Annotated in this window: 10 protein-coding genes; 5 read left to right on the top strand and 5 right to left on the bottom strand. The window is 67.0% G+C overall.

Annotated elements, in window-relative coordinates:
* Positions 1–9 precede the first annotated feature (9 nt).
* Together ACOABP_RS23965 and ACOABP_RS23970 are read left to right on the top strand one after the other, a co-directional pair.
* Positions 10–2394: a polysaccharide biosynthesis tyrosine autokinase gene (locus tag ACOABP_RS23965; protein WP_474230526.1), complete on the top strand. Its 2385-nt coding sequence runs from the start codon at positions 10–12 to the stop codon at positions 2392–2394.
* Positions 2395–2473: 79 nt separating this feature from the next.
* On the top strand, positions 2474–4333 hold the full coding sequence (locus ACOABP_RS23970; RefSeq protein ID WP_474228117.1) for an alpha/beta hydrolase: 1860 nt from the start codon (positions 2474–2476) through the stop codon (positions 4331–4333).
* Positions 4334–4502: 169 nt separating this feature from the next.
* Here ACOABP_RS23970 and ACOABP_RS23975 read toward each other — a convergent pair whose 3' ends face one another.
* Genes ACOABP_RS23975 through ACOABP_RS23985 form a run of 3 tightly spaced genes read right to left on the bottom strand, consistent with a single transcriptional unit; the run spans position 4503 to position 8399 of the window.
* Positions 4503–6749, bottom strand: coding sequence for a polysaccharide biosynthesis tyrosine autokinase (locus ACOABP_RS23975; protein WP_474228118.1), 2247 nt, complete (start codon positions 6747–6749; stop codon positions 4503–4505).
* Entirely contained in the window at positions 6746–7222 is a 477-nt protein-coding gene (locus ACOABP_RS23980; protein WP_474228119.1) for a low molecular weight protein-tyrosine-phosphatase, read from the bottom strand. The genes ACOABP_RS23975 and ACOABP_RS23980 overlap by 4 nt, the downstream gene beginning before the upstream one ends.
* 19 nt (positions 7223–7241) lie before the next feature.
* Entirely contained in the window at positions 7242–8399 is a 1158-nt protein-coding gene (locus ACOABP_RS23985; protein ID WP_474228120.1) for a polysaccharide biosynthesis/export family protein, read from the bottom strand.
* 305 nt (positions 8400–8704) lie between these two features.
* Between ACOABP_RS23985 and ACOABP_RS23990 the strand changes: the two genes are divergently transcribed.
* Entirely contained in the window at positions 8705–9901 is a 1197-nt protein-coding gene (locus ACOABP_RS23990; protein WP_474228121.1) for a glycosyltransferase, read from the top strand.
* Between the two features lie 9 nt (positions 9902–9910).
* Positions 9911–10810, top strand: coding sequence for a glycosyltransferase family 2 protein (locus ACOABP_RS23995; protein ID WP_474228122.1), 900 nt, complete (start codon positions 9911–9913; stop codon positions 10808–10810).
* 63 nt (positions 10811–10873) lie between these two features.
* On the opposite strand, the gene ACOABP_RS24000 is transcribed toward ACOABP_RS23995, so the two are convergent.
* A complete protein-coding gene (locus tag ACOABP_RS24000; protein WP_474228123.1) occupies positions 10874–11428 on the bottom strand; it encodes an LbetaH domain-containing protein in 555 nt (184 codons plus the stop codon).
* A 221-nt stretch (positions 11429–11649) separates the two neighbouring features.
* On the opposite strand from ACOABP_RS24000, the gene ACOABP_RS24005 reads away from it, so the two are divergent.
* Entirely contained in the window at positions 11650–12471 is an 822-nt protein-coding gene (locus tag ACOABP_RS24005) for a class I SAM-dependent methyltransferase (RefSeq protein WP_474228124.1), read from the top strand.
* A 26-nt stretch (positions 12472–12497) separates the two neighbouring features.
* Here the strand turns inward: ACOABP_RS24005 and ACOABP_RS24010 are convergent, their stop codons facing one another.
* Positions 12498–13760: a WcaI family glycosyltransferase gene (locus tag ACOABP_RS24010; protein WP_474228125.1), complete on the bottom strand. Its 1263-nt coding sequence runs from the start codon at positions 13758–13760 to the stop codon at positions 12498–12500.
* Positions 13761–13780 lie beyond the last annotated feature (20 nt).

Genomic DNA, 13780 nt, shown 5'->3' on the forward strand with positions numbered 1-13780 from the left:
GTGAGCAAGATGTCATTTGCGGGTGGAGTGGGAACGGCCGATGCGGCCATGCCCGCGGTGGGCAACGGTAGTGCGCGGCGGGCCATGCTCGATCACGCGGGCTGGATACTGACTGCTGGCCTGGCGGGCGCGGTCGTGGCATGGCTGTGCGCGGTGTCGCAGCCGCCGGTGTACAGCGCCAGTGCACTGGTACAGGTTCTGCAGCCACGTGAACCGGCCGGCGCCGCGCGCAACGCGGTGCCGGGCATGTCGGCACCGGCGGTGCCGCTTGACGCCGGCATGCTCCGCAGCCGCACCGTGGTAGCCCCCGTCGTCGAACGCCTGCATCTCGATATCACGGCCCAGCCGCTGCGCGCACCGCTGATCGGCGGCATCGTGGCGTTCTTCGCCACGCCGGGCCGGGTGGTGGCGCCGTGGCCCGCCAGCCTGGGCTACGCGTGGAGCGGCGAGCAGATCACGGTGGACAAGCTGGCCGTGCCCGATCGCCTGCTCAACGTGCCGCTGACGCTCGAAGTGCTGCCCGACAACGGCTACCGCCTGTATGACCGCGACACCGAATTGCTGACCGGCACGGTGGGACAGCTGGCCGATGCCAACGGCGTGACGGTGCGGGTGGCGGGCCTGGAAGCACGTCCGGGCACGCGGTTCGTGCTGACGCGCCGCGACCTGGTGCAGACCATCGACGACGTGTCCAATACCCTGCGCATCGATATGCAGCCCGGCGATGCCAGCACCGTCAGCATCTCGTGGCGTACCACCGACCGCACTGCGGCGGCGGCGCTGGTCAACGGCATCACCGAATCGTTCATCGGCAGCCAGGCGTCGCAGCGGCGCGACGATACGGCCATGACGCTGGCCTTCCTGACCAACGAGATTCCGCGCGTGAAGGCCGAGCTGGAACGAGCCGAGGCCGCCCTGACGCGCTATCGCTCGAAGTCCGGCACCATGGCGCCGACGCAGGACGCCCAGTCGTACCTGACGGGCAGCATCGACTACCAGCGGCAGATCGCCCAGCTCAAGCTGGAGCGCACCAAGACGCTGCAGCGCTTTACCGAAGAGGCCAATGAGGTCAAGACGATCGACAACCAGATCCAGCAACTGACGCGCGAACGCAAGGACATGGAGTCGCGCTACCAGAACCTGTCGTCGACCGAGCGAGAATCCGTTGGGCTGACGCGCGACGTGAAGGTGGCGGAGGACATGTACATGACGCTGCGCCAGAAGGCCGAACAGCTTTCGCTGGTGCAGCTGGATCGCAGTGGCCTGGTGCGCGTGCTCGACAGCGCGCTGGTGCCGATGCGCCCGGTGGGGCTGGGCCCGTGGCCGGCCACCACGGCCGGCGCGCTGATGGGGCTGTGCCTGGCGATGGCCTGCGTCACGGTGCGCCAGCGCATCCGGCCCACGCTCGATTCCGCCAACGATGCCGAACTGCGCCTTGGCCTGCCGATGCTTGGTGACGTCGTCTTCAGCCAGGAACAGATGGAACTGGAGCGGCTGGTCGACGCACGCGCCCACGCGGCCTATGCGCACGTGCAGGTCGCCGGGTTGCTGGCACAGCAGCCGGGACAGGCTCTGGTGCCGCAGGACGAGCTGGCGGAGCATCGCGAGGACGACGTGGATGGCGCCGAACGCCTGCTGCGGCTGGGCCTGCACGACCAGTTCCTGCTGGCCCGCAACGCGCCGCACTCGATGGCCGTGGAGGGCCTGCGCAGCGTGCGCGCGGCGCTGCACTTCATGCTGCGCGATTCGCCACAGCGCGTGCTGGCGATAACCAGCCCCACGGCTGGCGCCGGCAAGACGTTCGCGTCGGTCAACCTGGCCGTACTGTTTGCCGAGGCTGGCCAGCGCGTGTTGCTGATCGATGCCGACCTGCGGCGCGGCAAGGTGGCCAGCTGGTTCGATCTGCCCACCGACGTGGGCCTGGCCGACCTGCTCTCCGGCCACGTGGCGCTGCCCGAAGCGGTGCAGCGCACCGTGGTCAGCGGCCTGTCCGTACTGCCGGCCGGCATTCCGCCGGCCAATCCGTCCGAGCTGCTCATGCATCCGGCGTTCGCGGAATGCGTGCGGGCCTGCGCGGAGCGGTTCGACCTGGTGCTGATCGACACGCCGCCGGTGCTTGCCGTGGCCGATGCCACGCTGGTTGCCAACATCGTGGGTACCACCCTGATGGTGCTGCGTGCCGGCTCGACGCTGCCCGACCAGGTGGACGAATCGCTGAAGCGGCTGGCGCGCGCACACGCCAACCTGTCGGGCGGCATCCTGAACGGCGTGACGCCGAAGCGCAGCAACCAGGCCGAGCTGGGCACGATGAACCCGTACCTGGGCATGCCCATCATCGCGCCTTCCGTCAAGCAGATCGCGCACGTGCGCGCGGAGCAGGGCAAGACAGCATAGACGGGCCGACGCCCGCACCCGTCCCCGTGGCCCACGCAGGCCGTGGGGACGTCCCCTTTCCACGCATCGGGGAGGATGCATGAAACGGGTCATGTTCGAAGGCTGCGCCGGCTGGCTGCATGAAGCCCCAGGCGACACTGGAGTGGTGCTCTGCGCACCACAGGGCCACGAGATGATGTGGTCGCACCGCGCATTGCGCCACCTGGCCGATGATCTTGCCGCAGCCGGCATGCCTGCACTGCGTTTCGACTACCCTTGCACCGGCGACTCGACGGGCGGTTGTGACGACCCCGATCAGGTCGCGCGCGCCATCTGCAGCATCGTTGCCGCAGCCGACAAGCTGCGGGCCTGGACCGGCGTGCGCAACGTCGTGCTGTGTGGCCTGCGCCTGGGGGCCAGCCTGGCGGCCCTGGCGGCGGACGCGATGCGCTCGGATCCCAACCGCGCCGTGGCCGGGCTGGCGATGCTGGCGCCGGTGGTCAACGGCCGCGTCTACCTGCGCGAACTCAAGGCACTGCATCTGAACTGGCTCGACAGCACCGGCCCCATGCCACAGCCGACGGCGGCGCCGGACGGCGCGCAGGACGTGCTGGCGTTCCGCATGCCCGCCGAGGCCGTCGGCGAAATCATGGCGCTGCGGCTGGACCGCATGCCGGAGAGCCCGGCGCCCAGGGTATGGATGCTCAATGCGTGGCCCGGCAGCACGTCTGCCGTGGCGGCGCTGGGACAGGCATGGCAGGCCGCCGGCGCCACGGTGGAAATGGCGCCGTTTCCCGAGTATCCGGCCCTGATGCAGTCCTCCGAATATGCCGCCGTGGCCAACCAGGCCAACCGGCAGATCGTGGCATGGCTGTCGCCATTGGCGCAGGCGCAGCAGGGGGCACCCACTGCCATGCTGCCTGCGCATCCGCCGCCCACGGTGGTCGATGGCGTGGTGGAAGAGCCTGTCTGGTTCGATGGCGACCGGCAGTTCGGCGTGCTAAGTACGCCGACCGCCCAGGCCGCGCCGCGACTGGTAGTGATCTTTCCGAATACCGGCGGCAACCATCACGTCGGCGATGGCCGCATGTTCGTCACACTGGCCCGGCAACTGGCCGCGCAAGGCATTGCGGCGCTGCGCCTCGATGTGTCGGCGCTCGGAGACAGCCCGGGCGCAAGCCGCACCATGAGCATTCCCGCGATCTATTCGGAGGGCCCACGCCGCGATGTCTCCGTGGCGGTGGACTGGGTCCGCGCACAGGGCTTCGAGCGCGTGGTGCTGGCTGGCGTCTGTTCGGGCGCGTTTCTGTCGCTGCAGGCGGCGCTGGCCAACCCCGGCGTCGACGGCCTTCTGCTGGCAAACATCGTCAAGTTCCGCTGGGGCCGGGCCGACGAGGCCGAGCTCAAGCATGGCGTGCGTACCTGGCGCGGCCTGCTGGACGCCGCGCGCAAGTCCAATAACTGGCGCCGGCTGTTGCACGGCGAGAAGCATGTCTGGCCAATCGTGGAGGGCATGGCGCAGCAGGTAGGGCGCCGTCTGCGCGATCGGGCCATGATCGGCCTCGCGCGCCTGCGCGAGGGCGGTAGCGGCGCAGGGAACGGCCCAGGCGGGCGCGGCGAATCCGTCACCGCATTCGCGAACGCCGCCATGCAGACGCTCAACCGTCGCGGCGTGCGCACCGAGTTCCTGTTCGGCGCAAACGACGTGGGCCTGGACGAAGCAAAATTCCGCTTCGGCCGCGACCTGGAGGCGCTGGCTGGCCTGGATCAGGTTGCGGTGTCGCTGCGCGACGGTATCGACCACAGCCTGTTCCTGGCCTACGGCCGCGAGCAGTTCTGCGACCGCCTGACCCGTCAGTTGCAGCGGCATCTGGAGGCCATGGCCGGCGGGACTGGCCAAGGCACCGCCAACGGCCTTGGCGGGCCCGGGCAGCCGCCTCAGGCGCCCGTGGCGGTGTAGGGTCCCGCCACGCCTTCTCGCCTCGTTGCCGGCCCTTTTTGGTCCTTTCCTGCCCCTTCCTGCCTCCTTTCCGTTCTCGCCGCGTCCCGCCAGTCCCGCCAGTTCCTCCAGCCCATCCCAATAAAAAACCCGGCCAGTGGCCGGGTTTGCGAAGGTTGCCGTGCGGCGGTCAGGCCCGCTTGGCCTGGTCCGCGCCGTACTGATTGATGTAGCGGTACTTGCCGAACCGATAGTGGGCGCGGTACCAGCGGCCTTCCACCTGCAGGCCGTTGAACAGCACGCCCTTGATCTGGTTGCCGGCCTGGAGGATGGTGCGCTGGGCGGCCTTGAGTTCGCCGGTCGTGCTGCGGTCGGCGCGGGCCACCATGAACACCGCCCCTGACTTGTTGGCCAGAATCGCGGCATCGGACGCGGCCAGTACCGGCGGCGTATCGAGCAGCACCATGTCGTAGCGACGCTTGAGCAGTTCCAGCAGATCGTCCATGGCGGGGGTCTGCAGCAGGTCCGCCGCCAGCGGCGGTTGGGAACCCGTGGCGATGAAGTCGACGCCGGGCACCACATCGCGTTGCAGCACCTGGTCCAGCGGAGTGCCTGTCAGGTACTCGGTCAGGCCCGGGTTGCGCTTGGTGCCGAACCGGTGGTTCAGGCTGCCGCGCCGCAGGTCGGCATCGATCAGCACCACCCGGCGGCCGGCGCTGGCCGCCACCGCGGCGAAGTTCGCGCAGATGAAGGACTTGCCCACGTCGGGCGCCGGCCCCGTGATCATCACCACGTTGCTGCCGGTGTTGACCAGCGCGAACTGCAAGGCGGTGCGGAAGCTGCGCAGGCTCTCGATGGCGGGATCGTCGGGTATCCGCTGTGCCAGCAGGTCGCTGCCCGACGTGCCGTCGCTATGCAGGCGCGCCTGCTGCACGCTGAACGGAATGGTGGCGTACACGGTCATGCCGGTGTGCTGTTCGATCTCGTCGGCGTCGGATACGCCACCGTCCAGCACGCGGCGCAGGATCACTGCGGCCAGGCCGGCCACGATACCGAATACCAGCGCGCCCACGCCAATCAGCATCCGGTTCGGACGAACCGGCTTGAGCGGCACGTCGGCCGAGTCAACCAGGCGGGCCGTGCCCACCTTGCTGGCCCGCACCAGCTTCAGTTGTTGCACGTCGTTGAGCAGCGACTGGTACATCTCGGTGCCGACCTTCACGTCACGCATCAGACGCAGCACGTTCTGCTCCACGTCGGGCAGCTTCTGGATACGGCCGGTCACGCCGTTGAGCTGGGCCTGCAGGCTGCCGATCTGGTTGTCCAGGATCTCGATGGTCGGGTGATTGCCGGTAAAGCGGGCTATCAGCTCGGTACGCTTCTGGCGCAGTTCCTGCAGCTTGGTCTGGATAGCCACCGACTGCGACAGGATCAGCTTCGATTCCTCGCTCAGATCGATCGTGCCGCGCTGGTTGCGCATGGCGTTGTAGCGCGACTCGGCCGTTTCCACCTGCTGCTTCAACTCAGGCAACTGCGATTCGAGGAAGGCCAGCGATTTCTCGGCTTCGGCGGCCTTCCGGCGCACGTTCTGGTCGACATACTCGGTGCCAAGCTCATTGAGGATGGCGGCCGTCATGGCCGGCTCCGCGCCCTCCAGCGCTACGCCGATCACGCCGCTCTGCTTGCCCCGCTCGGTGATCTGCAGGCGGTCCTGCAGTTCGGCGATGGCCTCCGCGCGTGGCAGGTGGATGACGTTGAACGCCGCACCCGGCCGCCCTTCGAGCTGGTCGATCTGGATGGTGACGGTGCCGCTGGTGGTGGCCACGGTCAGCGGTGCGCCCACCACGCCTTCTCCCCTGGCATCGTCGCTGGCAAACGTCAGTCTGTACTTGTGGTCTCCCAGCGCGGTCACCAGCATCTTGCGGCGGTCCATGGCCGCCGGTACTTCGAGTCGGGAAACCGTGATCGATTCGCTGCCCCACGCGAAGCCGCCCATGCCGAACAGGCCCGGATTGGAAAGCTCGCGGTTGAACCTTGCCACGGCGGAGCCGAGCACCGGGAAGTAGCGCGGCGATGCCACCACGTTCAGCTGCAGCGAATCCACCGCCTTGCCCACCACCATGCGCGAACGCAGCAGTTCGATTTCGGCAGCCGCCGCCGGCTTGACATCAAATATCGGCGACACCGACGCCGCCATCTTGGTGGCACCGCTGGCGGGATTCGGCTCCTCCACCTGCACCAGGATGTCGGCGCGATAGACGGGCTTGGCCACCATGGCGTAGAGCACCCCGATGACCAGTCCGGTCAGCACGAGGCTCAGGAACGTCCAGCGGTAGCGGACCAGGATGTCCAGGTAGGCGGTCAGGTCCACCGGATTGTCATATGGGTCCGCCTGGTCTGCCTGCTCGTAGTCCCGTATGTTCTTGACGTTGCTCATGATGCCTCCCCGTAACCAATAGCCAACGTACTACGCTGAATATCTGCCTGTATCTGCGCCGACCAGGAGTCGACGCCTTGCCTGATAAGTCCCAGCACGATCACGAACATTGTGTGCGACCCGCCGAACGGGTCGGGGATGTCGGTGTGCTCGTGCTCGCAAAGCCGGAAGATCCTGGAACGTGCCTCGGGATACTGCTCGGCCAGCTCGACGCACTGCTCGTCATCCATCACAAGCACCAGGTCTGCCTGCGTTATCAGGTCGGCGTCCACGGCCCGGGCACGATGGCTGCCCAGGTCCATGCCTTCGGGTTTCAGCAGGCGGATCACGTGGGGATCCGCGCTGGCCCCGACCGGCGGCGCCAGGCCGGCGGAAATCACGCGACAGTCAGGCAGTGCCCGCTGCAGCAGGACCGCAGCCATGGGGCTGCGGCAGCGATTGCCAAGACAGACAACAAGAATGGTGCGAACCATGGATCCTCGCGCGTTTGGCCTAGTGCAGCGTCAGGCTGTTGAGGCCGACGATCGGGCTGACGAGCAGGCTCATGACACGATTCCAGCGCACCAGGTTGCGTGCATCGACGAAGACCACGTCCTTGGGTTCGAGCTCGAAGCTCTCGGCCACGGCCAGCGCCGCGGGCGATGTGCCGTCCAGGTGGTAGACCTTGGGCTGATCGTTGGCGGTGCGGCGGATCACGAAGATCTGCTCGGCGTTGGCCGTGCCGGGGTTCACGCCACCGGCGTCGCCCAGTGCTTCGTTCAGCGTCATCTTGCCGTTGCGCATCAGCAGCGACGTGGGCTTGACCACTTCGCCGGTGACGAAGATCTTGCTGTCCTCGCGCTGCTCCACGCGCACGATGTCGCCCGAGCGCAGCATGATGCGCGCCGGGTCCACGCCCTTCTGCAGCAGTGCGGGGATGTTGACGTACCAGCTCTGCTCGCCACGTACCACGCGGATGCGGCTGTTGTCACCGGTCAGGTTCACCACCCCGCCGGCCCGGTTCAACGCTTCCACCAGCGTCATCGGTGCGTCGTCGATCGCCAGCATGCCAGGCGTCTTCACCTCGCCGTCGACATATACCCGCTGGCTGCGGAAGCCAAGCACGCGTACGGTCATCTGCGGATCGCGCACTACGCGCGACAGGATACGTGCCATTTCGTCACGCACCTGGTTGGCGGTCTTGCCGCTGACATGCATCACGCCGGCATACGGAAACTGGATATCGCCGCTGGGGCTCACTACATAGCCAGGCATGTTCGAGCCACCCGACGAGGTAGGAATCTCGAACGCGGCGCCGATGCTGTAGGTCTGGGTCGGGAACACCAGTTCGGGGTGGTCCCACACCACCACGGAGATGATGTCGCCGGCACCGATCAGGTATGGCGAAGGTGTGCCGTACAGCTGTTCCACATTCAGGTTGGCGGGTTTCACCTTGCTGCGCATTTCCTGCACCAGATCCATCGTGATTGGCGTCACGTCGGCCTTGGCGTCCGGCCCGACGGCCGTCACGGTGGTCTGGGGACTGAAGTACATGCCCGGCGACGCTGCGCAGCCGCCCAGCAGCAGGGCGGCGCCCAACGCGGCAAACAGGCCTGCGCGGCGGCAGCGATCGACTGCGGACAGACAGCTACGGCTGAGATGTTGATTCATGCTCACGGCATCCTCCTCCTGCATTGTGCGGGCGAGCCACAAACCGGCGCGCGGCGCCCCTGGATGTCAGCATCTTGAAATGCGCGGGGTGCTGATTCGGTGCGTTTTCGCACACTGACCCGCCCTGTGCACACTGCCCCGGCACGACCAATGTGCGGGCAGACACACGGGGCCGACTGTGGCAGACAAGGCGCTTCGCGTAGGTGGCCGAACGAACATAGCGGGGCGCGGGTTGCCCCTTATCCTGCGGCCAAGCAGGGCCCGGGGGGCGGGCCGGCATTTGCAGTATTCGCCGAAGGCCGACAATGAAGCTGCTGCACGTCATTCCATCGATGCATCCCGCGGGCGGCGGTCCGATCGAGGGCGTGCGTCAGCTTCGCAAGCCGCTGCAGGCACATGGCGTGGACGTCCATGTCTGCTGTGGCGATGCACCCGACGCACCGCATGTGCGCGACAACGAATATCCACTGATCGCGCTGGGCCCCGGCAAGGGGCGCTATGGTCTCAACCTGCCCATGCTGCGGTGGCTGCGCGACCATTGCGAAGACTACGACGCCATCATCGTCGAAGGTATCTGGCAATTTCATAGCGTGGCCCTGTGGCTGGCCACGCGCGGCAAGCGGGTGCCGTACTTCGTCTTTACGCACGGCATGCTGGACCCATGGTTCCGGTACCGCTACCCGCTCAAGCACCTGAAAAAGTGCCTGTACTGGCCCTTCGGCGATTACTGGGTGCTGCGCCATGCCCGTGCCGTGCTGTTCACCTGCGAGGAAGAGCGGTTGCGCGCGCGCGAGTCGTTTGGTCTCTACCGGTGCAAGGAGGAAATCGTGTCGTACGGCACGTCGGCGCCGCCCGACGAGGCAGCGTTGCAGCGCGATGCATTCCTTGCGGCCTATCCGGCGGCGGCCGGCAAGCGAAACCTGCTGTTCCTGGGCCGGCTCCACGAAAAGAAGGGCTGCGACCTGCTGCTGCAGGCATTTGCCGAGGTGGCGCACCACGATCCCGCACTGCAGCTTGTCATGGCTGGCCCCTGCGATCATGAAACGCGCCGCGCACTGGTGGCGACTGCCGAAGATGCCGGCATCCACGGCCGGGTAATCTGGACCGGGATGCTCGCGGGCGACCTCAAGTGGGGCGCGTTCCGCGCGGCCGAGGCGTTTTGCCTGCCTTCCCACCAGGAGAACTTCGGCGTGGCCGTGGCCGAAGCCATGGCGTGCGGCGTGCCGGTGCTGATTTCCGACAAGGTGAACATCTGGCGCGAGATCGTGCAGGACAACGCCGGCTTGGCCGGCGACGACAGCGTGGCCGGCACGGTGGCCGTGTTGCGTGAGTGGCTGGACGTGCCACCCGACGCGCGGGCGCGCATGGGCGCCGCCGCGCTGTCCAGTTTCCAGAAGCGCTTCCAGGTGGAGCGCGTGGCCGCGAGGCTCGTGCATCTGCTGAGCAACCGGCAGGATGCGATGCCTGCTCCCGATGCATCGCTGCATGGCGAACCCTACTAGCCTGAACCGATGGACAAGCTCTCTGTACTGATCCTGACGAAGAACGAAGCCCTCGACATTGGCGGGTGCCTGCGCGCGGTGTCGCGGCTGCAGGACGTGCATGTGCTCGATTCGGCCAGCACCGATGCCACGCGCGAGATTGCCGCGGCGCACGGCGCCACGGTGACGGTGCGTCCGTTCGACAACTTCGCGGCGCAGCGCAACTTCGGGCTGCACGAGTTGCCGCTGCGCAACGACTGGGTACTGATACTCGATGCCGACGAACGCGCCAGCCCCGAGCTGATCGAGGAATCGCTGGCGATGGTCGAGCACGCGCCCGACAACGTGGCGGCCGGCCGCATCCGGCGGCGCGACTACTGGATGGGCAGGCACCTGAAGCATTCGATCATTTCGCCGCTGAGCATCCGCCTGGTGCGGCGGTCGCGTGTTCACTACGAACGGGATATCAACGAGGTGCTGGTCGTGGACGGCGATATCGCCGACATGCGCCACCACTTCGACCATTTCTCGTTCTCGAAGGGCATGTCGCACTGGTTCGACAAGCACAACCTGTACTCGACGATGGAGGCCGAGCTGATCGCCGCGCGGCGGGTTGGGCAGCCATCGCTGACCAAGGCGTTCTTCGCCCGCGATCCGCATGAACGGCGTATGCATCAGAAGCGCCTGTTCTACCGCATGCCGGGCCGGCCGTTGATCAAGTTCCTTTATGTGCTGCTGTTCCGCGGAGGTTTCCTGGACGGCCCGATCGGCCTGCATTACGCGCTGCTGCAGTCGATCTACGAGTACATGATCGTGCTGAAGACACGCGAGATGCGCATGGTGGCCGATGCCGCAGCCGCCGAATCGCGCGATGCGGCCACGGACGGCGACGCCCGCCCGGTGAAATCGCAGCCGGTCGAAACCCGTTAGCCCCGCCCCGGGGCGTCTTATGCGAGGCCGTCCCGCTGGGGTGGCCTTTGCAGGGAATGCGTCTCAGGCCTGTGGCGTGCGCTGGGCAATGGGCTTCGCCGGCATGCCGCCGTAGACCGTCCACGGCTGGCCCAGCGAGCGTGTCACCACGGCGCGTGGCGCCACCACCGAGCCTTGGGCAATCGTCACGCCAGGCGACAGGAATGCCTCGGCGCAGATCCATACATGCCGCTCCAGCGTGATCGGGGCCGAAATCAGCTGGAAGGTCGGATCGTTGTAGTCGTGCGAGCCGGTACACAGGTGGGAACCCTGCGACACGATGACGTGGTCGGCCAGCCGGATCGCACTGATGTTGTAGAGCGTGCATCCGTCGGCCACGGCGCAGTGATCATCGACCGACAGGTTCCACGGGGCCCAGACCTTGACCGACGGATAGATGTGCACGTGCTGGCCGATGCGCGCGCCGAACAGGCGCAGCAGCGTGGCACGCCAGCGGTGGAAGGTGCGCGGACTCGGTCGGAACAGCACCAGCCAGATCCAGTTCCAGATCTGCCGGCGTATGCGGTTCTCCAGGGAGAAGGACGGGCCGGAATAGCGGTCTGTACGCTGAATGATCATCGGATGTCCTGCCTTGAAATACATGGTCCGGGCCTGCACGATGCACCCGGTTGCAGGGTGCGGCATGCGGTTTGCAGACTCGGTTCGGCAACCCACATAGCGGATGCACGGCGCGCGCGGTATCGTACCGTTGCACGTGTGCGGAGGGTGCATTGTCCGGTCAGTTGCAGGTGCCGGTCGTATGTCCGGTTGGCAATGGAATGATTGGAGCGGGAGGAGCCATGATTTCGCCAGTGATGCAGCAGGATGCCATCAATCGCAAGGCATGGAGAAGCTGGGGCGCGCGGCGCTGGTTCCGGATTCTCAGCGACTGGACCGACCCTGGCGAAGCCGCGGCGGTGGCTTCCGTGGCGGACATCGTGCGTGACGAGCCGATCCTCGACGTGGGCGTGGGCGGAGGCCGCACCGTGCCACTGTTGCGCCGCGTGAGCGACGACTACCAGGCCATCGACTACATGCAGGAGATGGTGGACCTCTGCAGCCGAAACCATCCGGATGTGCGCGTGCGGCGGATGGATGCGCGCGATCTGTCGGCGTATGCCGACAACAGCTTCGGGCTGATCGTGTTCAGCTTCAATGGCATCGACGCGGTCGACTACCCGGGCAGGCAGGCGATCCTGCGCGAGTTCGCACGCGTGCTGCGGCCCGGTGGCCGGCTGATCTTTTCCACGCACAACATGGAAGGTCCGTCCTATCGCGAAACGCTGACCCGTTTCCTGCAATTGCCACGGTGGTCGAACAACCCGTTGCGGTTCGGGTTCAACGTGGCTCGTATCGTGGTGAACCTGCCGCTGGCGGCCATCAACTACCGTCGCAATTCGCGGCTCAACCGCGAGTTCGACGGCTACGCGGTGCGCGTATGCGCCGCGCACAAGTTCGGCATCGTCATCGTCTATACGGAACTGGAACACCAGCGCCGCGAACTGGCCGAACTCGGGTTCGAGACCGAGGCGGTGTACGGCAATCTCGATAACCAGCCACTGGCACCGGGCCAGCCCCTGCACGACGTCATGTGGTTTCACTTCGTGGCACGCAAGCCATAGGGGCGTAGAGGCTGTCACGGGCCTCCTCAGTCGTTGCCGATGCCTGCGGCGGCCGCTTCGTCGCGCGAGCGCTCAAGCACCAGCTGCAGCAGCGTGCATTCCATGTCCAGGAATACGGCCTCCCGGTCGAGATGCCGCTCGGCCCACGCGCGGCCGGCGGCGCCCAGCATGCCGCGCCGCACCGGCTGTTCGGCCAGCGTGGCAATGGCGTGGGCCAGCGCCGGCGCATCGCCAGGCGGGACCACCACGCCGCATTGCGCCACCAGCGCGGCCAGTTCGGTGCCGGCGTGCGCGGTGGCGATGACAGGGCGCCCGCTGGCCAGCATGCCGGTGAGCTTGGACGGCAGTACCAGGTCGGCGGCATCGGCGCGCTGCGGCATCAGGTGGATGTCGGCGCAGGCCAGCAGTGCCGGAAAGCGCCGGGTCGATTGCAGCGGCAGGAAATGTACGCGTTGCAGGCCTTCGCATCGATCCGCCAGATCGGCCCGGCCGGCACCGTCGCCGCAATAGATGAAATGAATGTGGCGATGGCCCGCCAGCAGGCGCGCGGATTCGGCCAGCAGTTCCAGCCCCTGCTTGGCACCCATGTTGCCCGAATACAGCGCCACCACGGCGTCGGGCGCGATGCCCAGCATCTCGCGATACTTGTGGTCGGCCAGTGGCCGGATCGCACGCAGGTCGACGGCGTTGGGCAGCATGACCAGCCGCGACGGCGGAACGCCCTTCTGCCGGGCGCGGGCCAGCATGGCCTGGGAAATCGTGGAGATGCGGTCGAAGCGCGCCAGTGCCCCCTGTTCGAGCCGCGTGGCGAGCCATTTCAGCGCGGGATGCTTGAGCAGCCCCAGCGCGAACGCCGCATCGACTTCGTAGTCCTGGATGTGAAGCCATGTGGCGGCCTGGCGCCAGCGGCCGAACAGCAGCGCGGCGGGGGCACAGGCCAGTGGCGGCTCCACCAGCATCAGTACATCGGGCCGCCAGGTCCACTGCGACCACAACACCGGCAGGCTGCTGGCGGCAAAGCTGGCCAGATGGATCAGGCGCTTGAGTCCCGATGGGCGCTGCGGCACCCACAGTGGCGTGCGATAGATGCGCACGCCGTTCAGCGTTTCGCGGCGGTACTGCCAGCCGGAGTACCCGCTCGCGACGCGCCAGGCGGGATAGTACGGCGGCCCGGTGATCACGCGCACATCATGGCCGCGTGCGGCAAGCCACTCCGCCTGTTCGGTGGTGTACTTGCCGATGCCGGTGATCTCTGGCGCGTAGTTCAGGCAATAGAGCAGAAGCTTCATGTCGCGATTCAGGTCGGAAA

The organism is Cupriavidus sp. HE11, assembly GCF_056097175.1.